Annotated in this window: 18 protein-coding genes; 7 read left to right on the top strand and 11 right to left on the bottom strand. The window is 72.4% G+C overall.

The genetic code is table 11. The features are described 5' to 3' along the window. Window positions 1-283: 283 nt before the first annotated feature. Window positions 284-1,015: a VIT1/CCC1 transporter family protein gene (locus tag RKD20_RS32900; RefSeq protein WP_424880873.1), complete on the bottom strand. Its 732-nt coding sequence runs from the start codon at window positions 1,013-1,015 to the stop codon at window positions 284-286. 285 nt (window positions 1,016-1,300) lie between these two features. On the opposite strand from RKD20_RS32900, the gene RKD20_RS32895 reads away from it, so the two are divergent. From RKD20_RS32895 to RKD20_RS32865, 7 genes are all read left to right on the top strand, one after another. Further along, the gene (locus RKD20_RS32895) at window positions 1,301-2,398 is read left to right on the top strand and encodes an ADP-ribosylglycohydrolase family protein (protein ID WP_424880872.1); all 1,098 of its coding nucleotides are present in this window, start codon (window positions 1,301-1,303) and stop codon (window positions 2,396-2,398) included. 104 nt (window positions 2,399-2,502) lie between these two features. Further along, complete coding sequence (locus RKD20_RS32890; protein ID WP_424880871.1) at window positions 2,503-3,720, top strand: ADP-ribosylglycohydrolase family protein; 1,218 nt, start codon at window positions 2,503-2,505, stop codon at window positions 3,718-3,720. Window positions 3,721-3,728: 8 nt separating this feature from the next. Then, on the top strand, window positions 3,729-4,895 hold the full coding sequence (locus RKD20_RS32885) for an ADP-ribosylglycohydrolase family protein (protein ID WP_424880870.1): 1,167 nt from the start codon (window positions 3,729-3,731) through the stop codon (window positions 4,893-4,895). Further along, window positions 4,883-6,241 (top strand): ADP-ribosylglycohydrolase family protein, encoded by a 1,359-nt coding sequence (locus RKD20_RS32880; protein ID WP_424880869.1) that lies wholly within the window; start codon window positions 4,883-4,885, stop codon window positions 6,239-6,241. Before RKD20_RS32885 ends, RKD20_RS32880 begins: the two co-directional genes overlap by 13 nt. Then, a complete protein-coding gene (gene rbsK / locus RKD20_RS32875; protein WP_424880868.1) occupies window positions 6,238-7,131 on the top strand; it encodes a ribokinase in 894 nt (297 codons plus the stop codon). The genes RKD20_RS32880 and rbsK overlap by 4 nt, the downstream gene beginning before the upstream one ends. Then, window positions 7,128-8,318 carry a CaiB/BaiF CoA transferase family protein gene (locus tag RKD20_RS32870; RefSeq protein ID WP_424880867.1) on the top strand — a complete coding sequence of 397 codons (1,191 nt, stop codon included), beginning with the start codon at window positions 7,128-7,130 and terminating at the stop codon, window positions 8,316-8,318. Before rbsK ends, RKD20_RS32870 begins: the two co-directional genes overlap by 4 nt. Then, window positions 8,315-9,148, top strand: coding sequence for an HpcH/HpaI aldolase/citrate lyase family protein (locus RKD20_RS32865; RefSeq protein WP_424880866.1), 834 nt, complete (start codon window positions 8,315-8,317; stop codon window positions 9,146-9,148). Before RKD20_RS32870 ends, RKD20_RS32865 begins: the two co-directional genes overlap by 4 nt. A 57-nt stretch (window positions 9,149-9,205) precedes the next feature. Here the strand turns inward: RKD20_RS32865 and lgt are convergent, their stop codons facing one another. From lgt to RKD20_RS32815, 10 genes are all read right to left on the bottom strand, one after another. Next, window positions 9,206-10,156 (bottom strand): prolipoprotein diacylglyceryl transferase, encoded by a 951-nt coding sequence (gene lgt / locus RKD20_RS32860; RefSeq protein ID WP_424880865.1) that lies wholly within the window; start codon window positions 10,154-10,156, stop codon window positions 9,206-9,208. Between the two features lie 103 nt (window positions 10,157-10,259). Then, complete coding sequence (locus RKD20_RS32855; protein ID WP_424880864.1) at window positions 10,260-11,036, bottom strand: DsbA family protein; 777 nt, start codon at window positions 11,034-11,036, stop codon at window positions 10,260-10,262. Window positions 11,037-11,140: 104 nt separating this feature from the next. Next, window positions 11,141-11,965 carry a tryptophan synthase subunit alpha gene (trpA, locus tag RKD20_RS32850; protein ID WP_424880863.1) on the bottom strand — a complete coding sequence of 275 codons (825 nt, stop codon included), beginning with the start codon at window positions 11,963-11,965 and terminating at the stop codon, window positions 11,141-11,143. Next, window positions 11,962-13,248, bottom strand: coding sequence for a tryptophan synthase subunit beta (trpB, locus tag RKD20_RS32845; RefSeq protein ID WP_424880862.1), 1,287 nt, complete (start codon window positions 13,246-13,248; stop codon window positions 11,962-11,964). The genes trpA and trpB overlap by 4 nt, the downstream gene beginning before the upstream one ends. 59 nt (window positions 13,249-13,307) lie before the next feature. Beyond that, window positions 13,308-13,556: a tryptophan biosynthesis modulator TrpM gene (trpM, locus tag RKD20_RS32840; RefSeq protein WP_424880861.1), complete on the bottom strand. Its 249-nt coding sequence runs from the start codon at window positions 13,554-13,556 to the stop codon at window positions 13,308-13,310. Between the two features lie 22 nt (window positions 13,557-13,578). Next, window positions 13,579-14,388: an indole-3-glycerol phosphate synthase TrpC gene (trpC, locus tag RKD20_RS32835; RefSeq protein ID WP_424880860.1), complete on the bottom strand. Its 810-nt coding sequence runs from the start codon at window positions 14,386-14,388 to the stop codon at window positions 13,579-13,581. Window positions 14,389-14,526: 138 nt separating this feature from the next. Then, on the bottom strand, window positions 14,527-14,967 hold the full coding sequence (locus RKD20_RS32830) for a DUF2752 domain-containing protein (RefSeq protein WP_424880859.1): 441 nt from the start codon (window positions 14,965-14,967) through the stop codon (window positions 14,527-14,529). 79 nt (window positions 14,968-15,046) lie between these two features. Then, window positions 15,047-15,295: an HGxxPAAW family protein gene (locus RKD20_RS32825; protein WP_424880858.1), complete on the bottom strand. Its 249-nt coding sequence runs from the start codon at window positions 15,293-15,295 to the stop codon at window positions 15,047-15,049. A 109-nt stretch (window positions 15,296-15,404) separates the two neighbouring features. After that, a complete protein-coding gene (locus tag RKD20_RS32820; protein WP_020119950.1) occupies window positions 15,405-16,043 on the bottom strand; it encodes a TIGR02234 family membrane protein in 639 nt (212 codons plus the stop codon). A gap of 71 nt (window positions 16,044-16,114) precedes the next feature. Continuing rightward, window positions 16,115-17,593 carry an anthranilate synthase component I gene (locus tag RKD20_RS32815; RefSeq protein WP_424880857.1) on the bottom strand — a complete coding sequence of 493 codons (1,479 nt, stop codon included), beginning with the start codon at window positions 17,591-17,593 and terminating at the stop codon, window positions 16,115-16,117. Window positions 17,594-17,601: the final 8 nt, after the last annotated feature.

The following is a 17,601-nucleotide window of genomic DNA, read 5'->3' as shown; positions in this document are numbered from 1 at the left end:
GAGCGGATCTCGGGAACCGGATACTCCGTTCCAACATGCGGACGCCACGCGGTGCGAGGGGGGTGTCGCACACGTGGCTTGAAGTATGTGGGGACCGAACCGGACCGATCGGTCAGATCGTCGTCCGTCGATCCATGGGGCGGCGAAGGCGTCGTCGCCGACCCCGCGAGCGCACCGCAAGCGTCATTGCCCGCAGCGCTTACGGCTCATGCCCAGTGGTTAAGCACTCGAAACCAGCGAGTAACGGCTACTTATGCGGCCCAACGCATAAGTAGCAGCCGACCTATCCTACGGCCGTCCCGAAGAAACTGCCCAGGGCGTACGTCACACCGGCCGCCGCGCCTCCCAGGACGAGCTGCCGCAGTCCGCTGTACCACCAGGTCCGCGCGGTCACCCGGGCCACAAGGGCACCGCACGCGAACAGCCCGACAAGAGCGAGCAGCAGGGCGGGCCACAGCATGGTCGCACCGAGCAGATACGGCAGCACGGGCAGCAGGGCGCCCAGGGCGAAGGACCCGAAGCTGGACACGGCGGCGACCAGCGGCGAGGGCAGATCGCCCGGGTCGATCCCCAGCTCCTCGCGGGCGTGGATCTCAAGGGCCTGCTCGGGGTCCTTCGACAGCTGCCGCGCGACTTCCCTGGCCAGTTCGGGCTCGACCCCGCGTCCCTCGTACAGGGCGGCGAGCTCGGCCTCCTCGTCCTGGGGGTGCTTGCGCAGCTCCCGGCGCTCCACGTCCAGTTCGGCCTCGACGAGCTCGCGCTGGGAGGCTACGGAGGTGTACTCACCGGCGGCCATGGAGAAGGCACCGGCGGCGAGCCCCGCGAGTCCGGTCAGCACGATGGTGTTCTGACCGACGGCTCCACCGGCGACACCGGTCATCAGGGCGAGGTTGGAGACCAGCCCGTCCATCGCCCCGAAGACGGCGGGCCTGAGCCAGCCACCGTTCACGTCCCGGTGCGTGTGGTTGTCGCGGTGCGCCTCGTGCAGGGGCGCTTCGATGTCGATGACGGCCATTCCGGTCCCCCAGGGAAGCCAAGCCAAAGCTAACTTTGGACACGTTCTAATTCTTAACAACGCACACGATACGACGGTCGATTCCCGTCCGCCAGCAAGGAAAGGCTCGGCTAACCTGCGGCTTTACCTTTCGGTTGCGCAGACGATCATGGCTCCGCTCAGATGTCGACCGGGTGACGTTGAGGCAGGAGAGGCTGAGGTCAACCGCCGATGGTGGGACATATACGGCAAAGGTTCCGCGCTCCGCGCGAATCTCCTCTGCTCCCTGTTGTGGAGAGGCCGCGTATGACATCGATCGCCCGCGTTTCCTCGGTCCCGGCGCCCCAGGACACCGCCGAACTCCGCGAGCGGGCCCGCGGCGCCCTGCTGGGCCTGGCCGTGGGGGACGCCCTGGGAGCCCCCGCCGAGAACATGAAGCCGTCGCAGATCCGCGCCCGCTGGGGCCGTATCGAGGGCTACGTGGAGGACGAGCCGGCCGGCACGGACGACACGGAGTACGCGATCTTCTCGGGCCTGCTCCTGGCCCGCCACGGCTCCGCCCTCACCCCCTCCCACGTGGAGTCGGCCTGGCACGAGTGGATCGCGGACCGCGACGAGGGCCCGTTCCGGGGCGCCGGCTTCAGCGAACGCGGCACGCTGGAGAACCTCCGCCGCGGCCTTGCGGCCCCCATCTCGGCCCAGCACCGCCACGCCTGGAGCGACGGCCTGGCCATGCGGGCGGCCCCCTTCGGCGTCTTCGCGGCGGGCCGCCCCGCGGAGGCGGCCCGCCTGGTGGCCGTCGACGGCTCGGTGAGCCACGACGGCGAGGGCATCTACGGCGGCCAGGCGGTCGCCGCCGGAGTGGCCGCGGCGATGGCCGGTGCCCCGACGATCGCCGTCGTCGCCTCCGCGCTGGCGGTGATCCCGGACGACAGCTGGACGGCCCGCTCCCTGCGCCGCGCCGTGGCAGTGGCCCACAGAGGCGAGCGCGCGGTCCGCTCCTCCGTCGTCATCGGCGGCTATCCGTGGACCGACCTGGCCCCGGAGGCGGTGGCTCTGGCCTTCGGCGCGTACGCGGCGGCGGACGGCGACTTCCGCGAGGCGGTCCTCACTGCGGTGAACATGGGGAGAGACGCGGACACGACGGCGGCGGTGGCGGGGGCGCTGGCCGGGGCGACCAGGGGCGTCTCGGCGATCCCGGCCGCGTGGGCCGCGGCGATCGGCCCGGCGAAAGGCAGCTGCCTGCCCTCCATGGCGGGCCATCACGTGCTGGACGTGGCGGAGTTGCTGGTGGCGGGCGAGGACGGCAAGTGGGCCACGACCGGCCTCGCCCAGGAGTGGCCCCCACCCGCCCCGGACGCCTTCACCCTGGCGGCGGGCACCGACTCGGGGACGGACCGGTGAGGCCGCCGGGGCCGTGGGGCGAGGGCTCGACGAACGCTTCGGGTTCCGCCGATCCCGCATCCACGGCGACGCCGAACGCTCCCGCGGCCGCCGACGGCGGGGACGTGCCACAGGGGCCACCGGCACCCGACGACGAAAGTCGCACGGGTGGTGCGGGTGGTGCGGGTGGTGCGGGTGGGAAAACCAAGGCCGAAGGCGAAGCCGAGGCCGGTCAAAGGGTCACCGGCCTCCTCCTGGGCCTGGCCGCAGGCGACGCCGCCGGCTGGCCCGCCGCCCGCCACAGAGCCGCCCGCATGCCCGAGTGGACCCGCCGACTCACCCGCGAACTGGACACCTTCGCCGAACAGAACGCCACCACCACCCTCCCCGTCCCCATCGCCCTGAACCAACCCCCCGAGCCCCTCCGCCTCGGCCCCTCCGACGACGCCGAATGGGCGGCCTTCACCGCGGAGGCCCTCCTCAGAGCAGGCGACGACACCGCCCTGGGCGACCTGACGAGACACCGCCGTACGAGAGCCGCCATCGACCTCGCCTGGAACGCCCTCGCCGCCGAAGTGGCCGCGGCGGCGGACCGCGCCCCCGAGATCGAGTCCGCCGTCCTCCCCCTCCGCGCCCGCATCTCCGTGAGAGCGGGACTGGGCAACCTCGCCACCGGCCTGCGCCCACCCGCCACCGGCCACGACAACCCCCACTACTTCGACGACGCGGCCTGCGTCAGGGCCTGCGTCCTCGCCGTCGCCCACCCCGGCGACCCCCGACTCGCCGCGGACCTCGCCGAGTTCGACGCCCGTTACACCCAGGACGAAGACGGGGTGCACGGAGCGAGGGCGATGGCCTCGGCCGTCTCCCTGGCGCTGACCGGCGCCCCCGTCGAAGCCTGTGTGACAGCGGCCCTCACCGAACTCCCGGAGGAGACGGAGATCGGCCGCAACGCCCGCCACGCCCTGCACCTGGCCCGGACCGCCGGCCCCGCCTTCGCCCTGATCCCCGCCCTGGAACACGAGATCGTCGACCACGTCTACAGCTACGGCGTCGCGGCCGCCGAAACCGTCCCCGTGGCCCTCGCCCTGGCCACCGCGGCGCGGGGCCGCATCGCCGAGGCGATCCCCGCGGCAGCCTGTCTCTCCCGGGTCGCCGACTCGGCCCCGGCCCTGGTGGGTGCCCTGACCGGCGCCCTCGGCGGGGCCGGCGCGATCCCCGCCACCTGGCGGGACACCTGCCGCACCCTCTCCGGCTGCGCCCTCCCCCGTCTCACCGGCACAGACCTCGTGGAACTCGCCGAACTCCTGGAAGCCGCACAACCGCCCCTCCCAGGAGGATGATTCCGGGCATGACGCCCAAAAACACAGAAAGCAGCCTTGAGGACCGGATCGCCGGAGCCCTCGTGGGCGCGGCGGTGGGCGACGCCCTCGGCGGCCCCGTCGAGGGCTACTCCCCCGACCAGATCCTCGAACGCCACGCAGGCCGCGTCCACGGCATCGTCGGCCCCTGGAACGGCGACGCGTGGCGCACCGCCCGCCCCATCGCCCCATACCACAAGGGCGACGGCCACGTCACCGACGACACCTTGATGACCCACGCGCTGATCCGCGTCTACGACCGGGTCAAAGACCATCTCGACGCCTACGCGATCGCCGACCACCTGGTCCCCGACCTGATGACGAACCCGCGCTGGATCCCGGAACTGGAGGCGGAGGCGCTCCCCCTGCACCGCATCTTCCTCGCGGAGAAGTGGCTGGTCACGCGCCTCCACTACGGCCACATCGACCCCCGCGAGGCAGGAGTGGGCAACATCGTCAACTGTGGCGCGGCGATGTACATGGCCCCCGTCGGCCTGGTCAACGCGGCCGACCCGCGGGCCGCCTACGCCGAGGCCCTGGACATCGCGGGCGCCCACCAGTCGTCGTACGGCCGGGAGGCGGCGGGAGTCTTCGCGGCGGCGGTGGCGGCGGCGGCCGCACCGGGAGCGACACCGGACTCCGTGGTGACGGCCTGTCTGTCGCTGGCCAAGGACGGCACCCGTACGGCGATCGAGCAGGTCTGCGAAGTGGCCGCCCGCCACACGGACTTCGAGTCGGCCCTACGACCCCTGCGGGACGCCGTGGCTCCCTACGACACGGTCGGCCCCGACTACCGCGCCCCCTCCCTCGGCGCCCGCCGCCCCTCCCGCCTCCACACGATCGAGGAACTGCCCGTCGCGCTCGGGATGTTGGTGGTGGCCGGGGGCGACTACCGGCAGGCCGTTCTCGGCGCGGTGAACTACGGCAGGGACTGCGACTCGATCGCCACCATGGCCGGCGCCCTGTCGGGCGCGCTGGGCTTCCCGGTCCCGGACGACTGGTCGAAAACGGTCTCGGAGGCGAGCCGTCTGGACCTGTGGGAACCGGCGACGACGCTGACCGCCGCGACCCGGGAGATCTTCGAGAAGGACGTGGCCCGCCGCCGGGCCCACGAGGCGGCCTTCGCGGAACTCGGAGGCCCGAGATGCTCCGACTGACCTGGGTGCAACCGGAGGACCTCATCGGCCACGAGCTCCGCCAGGCGGCCCAGGACGGCAGGGAGCCGTCGGCGATCGCGGCGCGATGGCGAGCGGCCGGAGGCGGACAGGCGCCGGCCCGAGCGGGCGCCTCGGCGGAGCCCGCGTCCCGGTATCTGCGGCAGCTCGCGGAGGACCTGCTGGACGAACTCGCGGATCTGCCGAGCGCGTGGGCGGACGACGAGCCCACCGACCTCGCGAGGATCAAGGCCCGCTGCCGTGCATGGCCGGCGCCCACCGCCACGGCCCCCCTCACCGAGGCCCGCCTGGAGGCGGCCTGGCTGGGCCGGGCCGTGGGCTGCCTCCTGGGCAAACCCGTGGAGAAACTCCCCCTCGAAGCCATCCGCGCACTCGCCCGATCCACCGGCAACTGGCCCCTGAACACCTACTTCACGGCCAAGGGCGTCCCCGCCGAACTCCTCGCCGCCCACCCCTGGAACCGCCGCTCCGCGGCTACCTCCCTCGCCGAGAACATCGACGGCATGCCCGAGGACGACGACCTCAACTACCCCTTGCTGAACCTCCTGTTGCTCCAACGCCACGGCAAGCACTTCACCACCACGGACGTGGCGAAGCTCTGGCTCGACGAACTCCCCGCCGGCCGCACCTTCACCGCCGAACGCATCGCCTACCGCAACCTCCTCCAGGGCCTTGAGCCTCCCCGAACGGCCCGCCACCGCAACCCCTTCCGCGAGTGGATCGGCGCCCTGATCCGCGCGGACGTCCACGGCTGGACCAACCCCGGCGACCCCGCGGCCGCAGCAGAACAGGCCCACTGTGACGCCACCCTCACCCACACGGCGAACGGCGTCTACGCGGCGATGTTCACGGCCGCCGTGATCGCCCAGGCGGCGGCGACCCCCGACATCCACACCTGCCTGCGCACCGGGCTCAGCGTGATCCCCCCGAACTCCCGCCTCACCAAGGCCATCACCCACGCCGTCCGACTGGCCGAGACACACCACGACTTCGACACGGTCGTGGACGAACTCCACGCCGCTCACGGCGCGACCCACCACTGGGTCCACGCCGTCCCCAACACCGCGCTGATCGCCGCCGCCCTCACCCACGCGGACGGCGACTTCACCGGTTCCCTCTGCAAGGCGGTCAGCGGCGGCTGGGACACCGACTCCAACGGCGCGACAGCGGGAAGCATCGCCGGTCTTCTCTGCGGCGCCCCGGAAAACCTCCCCGACCGCTGGACCACCCCCCTGAAGAACCGCCTGGCCACCTCCGTCGCCGACTTCAACGGCACGGGCTTCGACACCCTGGCCCACCTCACCCACCGGGAGGCTGCTCGCCCATGACCCACATCGCCGTGCTCGGCAGCACGAACATGGACCTGGTCGTCTACGTCGAAAAGGCACCCCGGCGCGGAGAGACCGTCACCGGCAGGGAGTTCCGTACGATCCCCGGCGGCAAGGGCGCCAACCAGGCCATCGCCGCGGCCCGTTCCGGCGCCACCGTCTCGATGATCGGCGCGGTCGGCAACGACGGCTTCGGCACCCGGCTGCGCTCCACCCTCGAACACTCCGGCGTCACCACCGACCACCTGCGCACCGTCGAGGGCCCCTCCGGCACCGCGCACATCGTCGTGGACGACGAGGGCGGCAACGCCATCGTCGTCATCCCCGGCGCGAACGGCACCGTCGACCACCTCGTCCCCGGCGACGAGGGCCTGATCGCCTCCGCCGACGCCCTGCTCCTCCAGCTGGAGATCCCCCTGGCAGCGGTCCTCGCGGGCGCGCAGACGGCCCGCGCCCACGGTGTCCGTACGATCCTCACCCCCGCCCCGGTCCAGGAGCTGCCGCCCGAACTCCTCGACGCCACCGACCTGTTGGTCCCCAACGAGCACGAGGCGGCCACTCTCACCGGCCTCGCCGACCCGTTCGCCGCGGGCACCGCCCTCCTCGACCGGGTCCCGCGCGTGGTGATCACCCTGGGCGCGGCGGGCAGCCTGTATCTGACCCGGGACGCCGAACCCCTCGCCGTCCCCGCCCCGCGGGTCACCGCGGTGGACTCCACGGGGGCCGGCGACACCTTCGTGGGCGCGCTCGCCATCGCTCTCGGTGAGGAACGGCCGATCCGGGAGGCCATGACCTGGGCCGCCGCCGCGGCCGCGCTGTCCGTCCAGCGGGAAGGCGCCTCGGCGTCGATGCCCTACCGCTCCGAGATCGAGGCCCGGTACCCGTCATGACCGAGACCCCCCTCCAAGGCCTGCGCGTCCTCGACGCGGCCACCCTCTTCGCCGGCCCGCTCGCCGCCACCCTGCTCGGCGACTTCGGCGCGGAGGTCGTCAAGATCGAGCACCCCACGAAACCGGACCCCTCCCGCGGCCACGGCCCCTCGAAGGACGGCATCGGCCTGTGGTGGAAGGTCCTGGGCCGCAACAAGCGCACGATCACCCTGGACCTGTCCAAGCCGGGCGGCCGGACCACCTTCCTCAAGCTGGCCGCCTCCGCGGACGTGGTCATCGAGAACTTCCGCCCCGGCACCCTGGAGAAGTGGGACCTCGGCTGGCCGGAGCTGTCCGCCGTCAACCCCCGCCTGGTCCTCACCCGCGTCACCGGCTTCGGCCAGTTCGGCCCCTACGCCCACCGCCCCGGCTTCGGCACCCTCGCCGAGGCGATGAGCGGCTTCGCCGCGATCACCGGCGAGCCGGACGCGCCCCCGGTCCTGCCGCCCTTCGGCCTGGCCGACTCCATCGCGGGCCTGGCCACGGCGTACGCGGTGATGACGGCGCTCGCGGCCCGGGACCGCACGGGCGAGGGCCAGGTCGTCGACATGGCCCTCATCGAGCCGATCCTCACGGTCCTCGGCCCCCAGCCGACCTGGTACGACCAACTCGGTCACGTCCAGGAGCGCACCGGCAACCGCTCCGCCAACAACGCCCCCCGCAACACCTACCGCACCGCCGACGGCACCTGGGTCGCCGTCTCCACCTCGGCCCAGTCGATCGCGGAACGCGTGATGCACCTGGTGGGCCGCCCGGAGCTGATCGACGAACCGTGGTTCGCGACCGGCGCCGAGCGGGCCGCCCACGCCGACGTCCTCGACGCGGCGGTCGGCTCCTGGATCGCCCGACGCAGCCGCGCCGACGTCCTCGCGGCCTTCGAGAAGGCGGAGGCGGCGGTCGCCCCGATCCAGGACGTCCGGGACGTGCTGGCCGACCCGCAGTACCAGGCGCTCGACACCGTCACCACCGTCGACGACCCCGACCTCGGCCCCCTGCGTATGCAGAACGTCCTCTTCCGGCTCTCCTCGACGCCGGGCGCGATCCGCTGGGCGGGGCGCCCGCACGGCGCGGACACGGACGAGATCCTGCGGGAACTGGGCCTGACCGAGGCCGAGTTGACGGCCCTGCGCGCGGAGGGCGCCCTGTGAGGCCGTACCCTCTGACCTGGCTCTACGTCCCCGGCGACCGCCCGGAGACCGTCACCAAGGCCCTCGTGGCCGGCGCCGACGTCGTGGTCGTCGACCTGGAGGACGCGGTCGCCCCCGACCGCAAGCGGTACGCCCGTGAGGCGACCGCCGAGCGTCTCAGCGACCCCCAGCCGGTCCCGGTCCACGTCCGGGTGAACGCCCTCGACGGCCCCCTGGCGGCAGCGGACCTGGCAGCGCTCGCCCCGCTCCCTGGCGTCTGCGGTCTCCGCCTGCCCAAGGTCACCTCCCCCGCCCAGATCACCCGCGTCGCGCGGAGGGCGGCCCGGACCGAAGGAGGCGTCGCCCCACCCCTGTACGCCCTCCTGGAATCAGCCCTGGGCATCGAGCGTGCCCACGCCATCGCCACCGCCCACCCGAGTCTGCGGGGCATCGCTCTCGGCGAGGCGGACCTACGCGCCGACCTGGGCGTCCGGCACGACCGGGGCCTGGACTGGTCCCGCTCCCGGGTGGTCGTGGCGGCGCGAGCGGCGGCCCTTCCTCCCCCGTCCCAGTCGGTCCACCCCGACACCCGGGACCTGGAGGGCCTGCGGACATCCTGCGCCCATGGCCGTGCCCTGGGCTTCCTGGGCCGGGCAGCCGTCCATCCCCGCCAACTCCCGGTGATCGAGCGCGCGTTCCTCCCCACGGCGGAGGAGATCGAGCAGGCGGAAACGATTCTCAAGGCGGCGGAGGCCTACCAGGGAGCCCAGGCCCTCGCGGACGGTACATTCATCGACGCGGCGGTGGTGACCCAGGCGCACCGGACCCTCTCCCTCGCCCAGCGCGCCTGACATACGAGGAGGGCGCCCCGACAGCTCGGGGCGCCCTCGTCGACGTACGACCGACCGTCAGGTCTTCTTCGCCGACCCGGCCTCGTCGGACACCTCGGCGGTGTCGGTCTCGGCGGCGGGCCCGGTCTTCTCGTCGCTCTCGGCAGCGTCGCCGGGCTCGGTGTCACCGCCGGAGTCGGTCTCGTCGTCGGTGGCACCCGGCTCGACGGTTTCCTCGCGTCCGGGCCGCTTCTTCGCCGACACCACGAGGTACGTCACCGCGAGCAGGAACACGATGATCGCGGTCCAGACGTTGAGGCGGAGCCCGAGGATGTGGTGGGCGTCGTCGATGCGCATGTACTCGATCCAGCCGCGCCCGGTGCAGTACGCGGCGACGTACAGCGCGAACGCCCGTCCGTGTCCGAGCGTGAAGCGGCGGTCGGCCCAGATGACGAGAAGCGCGACACCGATGCACCACAGCGACTCGTAGAGGAAGGTCGGGTGGTAGTAGCCCGGTACCCGGCCGTCCGTGGAGGACGTGATGTGCAGGGCCCACGGCAGGTCGGTCGGCTTGCCGTACAGCTCCTGGTTGAACCAGTTGCCCCAGCGGCCGATCGCCTGCGCGAGGGCGATACCGGGGGCGAGGGCGTCGGCCCACGCCGGCAGCGGGATGCCCCGGCGGCGGCAGCCGATCCAGGCGCCGACCGCGCCGAGCGCGATCGCGCCCCAGATGCCGAGGCCGCCCTCCCAGACCTTGAAGGCGTCCACCCAGTCACGGCCCTCGCTGAAGTACAGCTCGTAGTCCGTGATCACGTGGTAGAGGCGGCCGCCGAGCAGTCCGAACGGCACGGCCCAGACCGCGATGTCGGCCACCGTGCCGGCCCGCCCGCCCCGGGCGATCCAGCGCTTGTTGCCGAGCCAGACGGCAACGAAGACGCCGATGATGATGCAGAACGCATAGCCACGCAGCGGGATGGGACCGAGGTGGATCACCCCGCGCGACGGGCTGGGAATGTAGGCAAGTTCCATGGCAGGGTCGACGCTACCCTGCCGGGCCGGGCCCACGGCAGGCGGCCCGGCAACGGGTCCATAACAGGCGGGTGAGAGAAGGCGGCCGCCGCCTTACCCGGCATCACCCCTTGTTAGCGGCCTCCACCTGCTGCTTCAGCTTCGCCGGGGTCATCGTGCGGTCCTGGTAGATGTTCTTGCCGTCGAGCAGCACGGTCGGCGTGCCGGAGAAGCCGCCGTTGCGGAAGGCGGCCGCGGACTTCTCCACCCAGCTGTTGTGGGTGCCCTTCTCGACACAGGTGCGGAACGCGGGCGTGTCGAGGCCGTCGACCTTCTTCGCCAGTTCGAGCAGCTTCCCGTTGTCCGCGTAGTCGTCGCTGGTCTCGTCGGGCTGGTTCTCGTACAACACGTCGTGGTACCCCGGGAACTTCCCGGCGTCCTGGGCGCAGGCCGCCGCGTTGGCCGCGTTGCGGGAGCCGGTGCCGCCCATGTTGCCGTCGATGATCGTCGCCAGGTGGTACTCGACCTTGAGCTTCCCGGATCCGGTGAGCTCGTGGACGGTCGGGCGGTACGCCGTCTCGAAGGCCTTGCAGGCCGGGCAGCGGAAGTCCTCCCAGACGACCAGCGTCGACCTGGCGCCCTCCTTGCCGACCGGGATGGCGAGACTGTCCTGGCCCTTGGCCCCCGACGGCGCCACGACCGGGCCCGAGGAGTCCTTGTCCTTGTCCTTGCCTGCGTTGGCCGCGACGACGCCGATCACCGCCGCGAGGCCGAGGACGCACACCACACTCGCGCCCACGATCAGCACCCGGCGCCGCTTCTCCGCGGACTTCTGCTTCGCGCGCTCCTCCGCCAGCCGCTCCCGGGCGGTGCGCTTTCCCTCACGGTTCTTCTCGCTCACACCCGCAGAACGAACCGGGGAGGCGCACCGCGCCTCCCCGGCCCCAGGTCCACCCGTTCGAGTGAGCGGATCTCCCGTCACGCCATGACGGGCGTACGGCGGGCCTACGCCTGTCGGCGCACGCCCTTCGCCAGCTCGCCCGCGAGGGCGCGGACGCCCTCGATGCCGGCCTTGTCGTCCGGTGCGTCCAGCATCCGCTTCACGAAGGCCGAGCCGACGATCACGCCGTCGGCGAAGCCGGCCACCTCGGCGGCCTGTCGGGCGTTGGAGACACCGAGCCCGACACAGACGGGCAGAGCGGCCCCGGCACCGGCGGCGCGCGTGCGCTCGACCAGATCCTGGGCCTGCGCCCCGACCGACTCACGCGTGCCCGTGACGCCCATCAGTGAGGCGGCGTACACGAACCCGCTGCCGGCCGCGGTGATCTCGGCGAGCCGCGCGTCCTTGCTGCTGGGCGCGACCACGAAGACCGTGGCGAGCCCCTGCTTCTCGGCGTGCTCCCTCCACAGGGCCGACTCCTGCACGGGCAGGTCGGGCAGGATGCAGCCCGCACCGCCCGCCTCGGCGAGCTCGGCGGTGAAGCGCTCGACGCCGTAGCGGTCGATGGGGTTCCAGTACGTCATGACGAGCACCGGCTTCCCGGTGGCCTCGTAGGTCTCCTTGACCGTCCGCATGACGTCGGCGATCTTGACGCCGCCGCGCAGGGCGATGTCGTCGGCGGTCTGGATGACGGGGCCGTCGAGGACGGGGTCGCTGTGCGGCAGACCGACCTCGACGACGTCCGCGCCGCCGTCGAAGGCCGCCTTGATCGCCTCGATGCCGCCGTCCACGGTCGGGAACCCGGCCGGGAGGTAGGCGATGAGCGCGGACCGGCCCTCGGCCCTGGCAGCGGCGAGGGTGTCGGACAGCAGTTGAATGTTCCCGCTCACTTCGCGTCCCCCTCGATCTCCGCGCCGGTGCCGGCCTCGTCCGCCGCGACGGCCGCGTCGGTCTCGTACAGGCCGAAGTAGCGTGCGGCCGTGTCCATGTCCTTGTCACCGCGCCCGGACAGGTTGACGACGATCAGCCCGTCCTTGCCGAGTTCCCTGCCGACCTCCAGGGCGCCGGCCAGCGCGTGGGCGCTCTCGATGGCGGGGATGATGCCCTCGGTGCGCGACAGCAGGCGCAGCGCCTGCATGGCCGCGTCGTCGGTGACCGCGCGGTACTCGCCGCGGCCGGAGTCCTTGAGGTAGGAGTGCTCGGGGCCGATGCCCGGGTAGTCCAGACCGGCCGAGATGGAGTACGGCTCGGTGATCTGGCCCTCCTCGTCCTGAAGGACGTAGGAGCGGGAGCCGTGCAGGATGCCGGGCTCGCCCGCGGTGAGGGTCGCCGCGTGCTCGCCGGTCTCGACTCCGTGCCCGGCGGGCTCGCAGCCGATGAGGCGTACGCCGGTGTCCGGGATGAAGGCGTGGAACAGGCCGATGGCGTTGGAGCCGCCGCCGACGCAGGCGATGGCCGCGTCGGGCAGCCGCCCGGCGCGCTCCAGGAGCTGGCGGCGGGCCTCGACGCCGATGACCCGGTGGAAGTCGCGGACCATGGCCGGGAAGGGGTGCGGTCCCGCGACCGTGCCGAACAGGTAGTGGGTGCGGTCGACGTTGGCGACCCAGTCGCGGAAGGCCTCGTTGATGGCGTCCTTCAGCGTGCGGCTGCCGGACTTCACGGCGATGACCTCGGCGCCGAGCATGCGCATCCGGGCCACGTTGAGGGCCTGGCGCTGGGTGTCGATCTCGCCCATGTAGATGGTGCACTCGAGACCGAAGAGCGCGCAGGCGGTGGCCGTGGCGACACCGTGCTGGCCGGCGCCGGTCTCCGCGATCACCCGGGTCTTGCCCATGCGCTTGGTCAGCAGGGCCTGGCCGAGCACGTTGTTGATCTTGTGGGAGCCGGTGTGGTTGAGGTCTTCCCGCTTCAGGAAGACCGTGGCGCCGCCGGCGTGCTCGGCGAACCTCGGCACCTCGGTGAGCGCGGAGGGGCGGCCCGTGTAGTTCACGAGCAGGTCGTCGAGCTCACGGGCGAACTCGGGGTCGTGCTTGGCCTTGTCGTACTCGACGGCGACCTCGTCCACGGCGGCGACGAGGGCCTCCGGGATGAACTTGCCGCCGTAGGCGCCGAAGTAGCCTTCGGTGCTGGGGACTTGACCCTCGGGGTCGGGGATGAAGAACTCGCTGGGCATGGCTGAACCTCACGGTGAGTGCGCGAAAGAGACACTGAGCGCCGTGGGGGGCGGAGAAGTCAGTTGGCTGCGGGACCGCTTGGGCTGGTCGCGCCCGCGCGGCGGTCGCCGCAAATCCAACAGAGCCCCGCGCCCCTGACGGGGCGCTGCCATCGCATGCCGTTCACCTGACCGGGTTCGTCCCCGATGACGTACCGCACCCGACGCCCGTGCACCCTGCGTGCAGGCGCGCGGCAGCCACGGGGTCGGCAGCCGCGCGCGAGGCGGGCGTACCGGTCCGTGGCTGTCGTGAAGGTCGCCGGAGTCATCGTGGGCAAGCCTAGCGGGTGATCATCCGCGCCCGTGGCGCAGTGCGGGATGCTCGCCCGCCGCCACCAGGTCCGCGACCGCCGTCTTCGGGTCCTTGCCGGTGACCAGGGACTCGCCCACCAGGACCGCGTCGGCGCCGGCGTTGGCGTAGGCGATCAGGTCGTGCGGGCCGCGGACGCCGGACTCGGCGATCTTGACCAGGTGGGCGGGGATCTCGGGGGCGATGCGCTCGAACGTGCCGCGGTCGACCTCGAGGGTCTTGAGATTACGCGCGTTGACGCCGATGATCTTCGCTCCGGCGTCCACCGCGCGCTCGACCTCGTCCTCGTCGTGCACCTCGACGAGCGGGGTGAGCCCGATGGACTCGGCGCGCTCGATCAGGGACTCCAGGGCGGGCTGCTCCAGGGCCGCGACGATGAGCAGCGCGAGGTCGGCGCCGTAGGCCCGGGCCTCCCAGAGCTGGTACGACGTGACGATGAAGTCCTTGCGCAGGACCGGGATGTCCACGCGCGCGCGGACGGCCTCCAGGTCGGCCAGGGAGCCGCCGAAGCGGCGCTGTTCGGTGAGGACGGAGATGACGGCCGCGCCGCCCGCCTCGTAGTCGGCGGCGAGGCCCGCCGGGTCGGCGATCGCGGCCAGCGCGCCCTTGGAGGGGCTGGAGCGCTTGACCTCGCAGATGACCTTGACGCCGTCGCCGCGCAGTGCGGCCACGCCGTCCTTGGCCGCGGGAGCCTTCGCCGCGCGCTCCTTGAGCTCGTCGAGGCTGACGCGCGCCTGCCGTTCCGCGAGGTCGGCACGGACTCCGTCGATGATCTCGTCGAGCACACTCACGCGAGCGGCCCCCTTCCAGACGGTTGACAGTTCCAGCGACCGATGAAAACAGGTGGTCACTGCGATGGTATCCGCAGGAGGGCGTAGCCCTCGCATCCGGTTGACGCCGGTCCCACTACCTGGACATTCGCCAGTTGATCAAGGATGAAGCCAGCCACCGAAGGGCAGGTTCCGGACAACCGTGAAGACCAGCAGCAATGTCCCCGCCGTCCACAGGTGCACCGGCCCCAGACCGAGCTTCAGCGGCCGGCCGCGGGCCGCGCGGACCACCCAGACGGTCCACAGCACGGCGAAGCCCAGATAGCCCAGCACGGCCGGCGCGTTGTCCTGGAGCGCTGCCAGGAAGTCCCCGTGGATGAAGGCGTGCGCGCTGCGCAGTCCGCCGCAGCCGGGGCAGTAGAGGCCGGTGATCCGGTAGAGCGGGCAGACCGGGTAGTGGCCGGGCTGGTTGGGGTCCACGGCCCCCACGTACGCGAAGGCCCCGGCGACGGCCGCGAGGATGCCGCCCGGGACGGCGAGACGTCCCGCCAGGCCGGTCCGGGGCAGCACACGCTGCGTTTCTGCGTTCACGTCCGGCATTGTCCCCCGCCCTCCCGTCGAACGCGTGAGGGGCGGCCCCGGCGGTTTCGCCGGACCGCCCCTTCACGAGGTGCGTGTGTCAGCTCTTGGCGTCCGCCGACTCGGGCCGCGAGGTGGCGAGCGGCTTGTGGGTGTCCTTGGGCATGCCCATCCCCATGGCGCTCATGATCCAGCCGATGATGCCGCCGATGACCACGATCGCCATACCGGCCCAGAAGCCCGCCGGCTGGGCCATCACCATGAAGGCGCCCGCGACACAGAAACCGATGAAGGCGATAGTGACACCGGTCCAGGCGGCCGGGGTGTGACCGTGGCTGCTGCCCGCCATTGCTTGCTCCTAGGTGCTGAGTACGTGACTGAGCCGAACGCTCGAAAGCCATTGTTCCGTACGCGGGGGAACGAAGTGTCCGGGGGTCACCCCGACGCGTCCCCCACGGCTACGCCCCCGTCGGGTCTTCCCCGCGATCGAGTGCCTTCCAGATGTCCTCGGGCCGATCGGGATCCACCACGGCCTTACGACGGACACGGGGCGCCCCGTCCCGCTCGTACCGTCCGGACATCGCGGGCCACAGCCGCCCGTACCGCAGCGCGAGCAGCCCGGCGAGCAGAATCAGGGCGCCGCCCACCACGGCGACGTACGGCCAGGCGGTGTGCGACAGCGAGGCGACCGTCGCCGAGGTGTCGCCGGAGGCCTTCGCCGCCTGCTCGTCCAGCGCGGACGAATCGCTCGCCCCGACCAGCGCCGCGGCGGCGATCCCCGCGCCGGAGAGCGCGAGCACCCCGGCGACCAGGAGACGGCCCGCCTTGCGGACGGCGAAGACGGCGACGAGCGCGGCGAGGCCCACTATGGCCAGGGCCGCCGGGACGCCCGTGACGTCACTGCCCTTGGCGGTCAGCGGGAAGGCGCCGCCGGCCACGGTCGCGGTGCCCTCCGCCCACTGCTGACGGGTGGCCAGCAGCGCCACGGCGGCGCCGAGTGCGCCGCCCAGCAGGGCGACGGCGAGACTCAGACGTCCGGCCCTGGCGGGTCCGGCGGCTTCGGAACGGGGGTGCGGTACAGCAGTCACGTACCCCACTATCACCCGAACCCCGGGCGAACGGGCACCCGGGGCCCCGTGAGAAGCGCCCCATTCGGCGCCGAAGCCCCCTACTTGCCGAGCCGGTTCGCCGTGTGCACCGCCCGCAGGACCGCCGCGGCCTTGTTGCGGCACTCCGTGTCCTCGGCGACCGGGTCGGAGTCGGCGACGATGCCGGCACCGGCCTGGACGTAGGCCGTGCCGCCGCGCAGGAGGGCCGTGCGGATGGCGATCGCGGTGTCGGAGTCGCCCGCGAAGTCGAGGTAGCCGACGCAGCCGCCGTACAACCCGCGCCGGGACGGCTCCAGTTCGTCGATGATCTGCATCGCGCGGGGCTTGGGGGCGCCGGAGAGGGTGCCCGCGGGGAAGCAGGCGGTCAGGACGTCGAAGGCGGTACGGCCCGGCGCGACCTTGCCGGTGACCGTGGAGACGATGTGCATCACATGGGAGTACCGCTCGACGGACATGAAGTCGACGACCTCGACCGAGCCGGGCTCGCAGACGCGTCCCAGGTCGTTGCGGCCGAGGTCCACCAGCATCAGGTGCTCGGCGCGCTCCTTGGGGTCGGCGAGCAGCTCGTCGGCGAGGGCCTGGTCCTCCTGCGGGGTCGCCCCGCGCCACCGGGTGCCGGCGATGGGGTGCACCATGGCGTGCCCGTCCTCGACCTTGACCAGGGCCTCGGGGGACGAGCCCACGACGTCGAAGCCGTCGAAGCGGAACAGGTACATGTACGGGGACGGGTTCGTGGCCCTCAGGACCCGGTAGACGTCCAACGCGCTTGCCGTGCACGGTGTCTCGAAGCGCTGCGAGGGGACGACCTGGAAGGCCTCGCCGGCCCGGATGCGCTCCTTGATGTCCTCGACGGCCTCCTGGAAGTCGGGGCCGCCCCAGAGCGCGGTGTACTCGGGCAGCTCGGAGGGCGGGAGGACCGCCGGGGGCTGGGCCACCGCGCGGGACAGGTCCGCCTCCATGGCGTCCAGTCGGGCCACCGCGTCCGCGTGGGCCTCGTCGACACCGGTGTCGAGGTCGTTGTGGTTGATCGCGTTGGCGATCAGCAGGACCGAGCCCTCCCAGTGGTCCATGACGGCGAGGTCGCTGGTCAGGAGCATGGTCAGCTCGGGGAGCTTCAGGTCGTCGCGCTCGCCGGGCCCGATCTTCTCCAGCCGGCGGACGATGTCGTAGCCGAGGTAGCCGACCATGCCGCCGGTGAAGGGCGGCAGGCCCTCCTGGTGCGGGGTGTGCAGGGCCTCGATGGTGGCGCGCAGGGCGGCCAGCGGGTCGCCGTCGACGGGGACGCCGACCGGCGGGGTGCCGAGCCAGTGCGCCTGTCCGTCACGCGCGGTCAGGGTCGCGGCCGAGCGCACGCCCACGAAGGAGTAGCGGGACCACGAGCGGCCGTTCTCCGCGGACTCCAGCAGGAAGGTGCCGGGGCGCTCGGCGGCGAGCTTGCGGTAGAGGGCGACCGGGGTGTCGCCGTCGGCCAGGAGCTTGCGCGTGACGGGGATGACACGGCGGTCGGTGGCCAGCTTGCGGAAGGTCTCGAGGTCCATGGCGGCTG

This window comes from Streptomyces sp. SLBN-8D4 (genome assembly GCF_049739545.1).
In the GTDB taxonomy this organism is placed as follows: domain Bacteria; phylum Actinomycetota; class Actinomycetes; order Streptomycetales; family Streptomycetaceae; genus Streptomyces; species Streptomyces canus_C.
This window is presented reverse-complemented; position numbering and strand designations above follow the sequence as displayed.

Coding starts and splice junctions, on each gene's coding strand:
- RKD20_RS32900 (WP_424880873.1), bottom strand. CDS start 1,015: ATGGCCGTCATCGACATCGAAGCGCCCCTGCACGAGGCGCACCGCGAC.
- RKD20_RS32895 (WP_424880872.1), top strand. CDS start 1,301: ATGACATCGATCGCCCGCGTTTCCTCGGTCCCGGCGCCCCAGGACACC.
- RKD20_RS32885 (WP_424880870.1), top strand. CDS start 3,729: ATGACGCCCAAAAACACAGAAAGCAGCCTTGAGGACCGGATCGCCGGA.
- RKD20_RS32880 (WP_424880869.1), top strand. CDS start 4,883: ATGCTCCGACTGACCTGGGTGCAACCGGAGGACCTCATCGGCCACGAG.
- rbsK (WP_424880868.1), top strand. CDS start 6,238: ATGACCCACATCGCCGTGCTCGGCAGCACGAACATGGACCTGGTCGTC.
- RKD20_RS32870 (WP_424880867.1), top strand. CDS start 7,128: ATGACCGAGACCCCCCTCCAAGGCCTGCGCGTCCTCGACGCGGCCACC.
- lgt (WP_424880865.1), bottom strand. CDS start 10,156: ATGGAACTTGCCTACATTCCCAGCCCGTCGCGCGGGGTGATCCACCTC.
- trpB (WP_424880862.1), bottom strand. CDS start 13,248: ATGCCCAGCGAGTTCTTCATCCCCGACCCCGAGGGTCAAGTCCCCAGC.
- trpM (WP_424880861.1), bottom strand. CDS start 13,556: ATGACTCCGGCGACCTTCACGACAGCCACGGACCGGTACGCCCGCCTC.
- RKD20_RS32830 (WP_424880859.1), bottom strand. CDS start 14,967: ATGCCGGACGTGAACGCAGAAACGCAGCGTGTGCTGCCCCGGACCGGC.
- RKD20_RS32825 (WP_424880858.1), bottom strand. CDS start 15,295: ATGGCGGGCAGCAGCCACGGTCACACCCCGGCCGCCTGGACCGGTGTC.
- RKD20_RS32815 (WP_424880857.1), bottom strand. CDS start 17,593: ATGGACCTCGAGACCTTCCGCAAGCTGGCCACCGACCGCCGTGTCATC.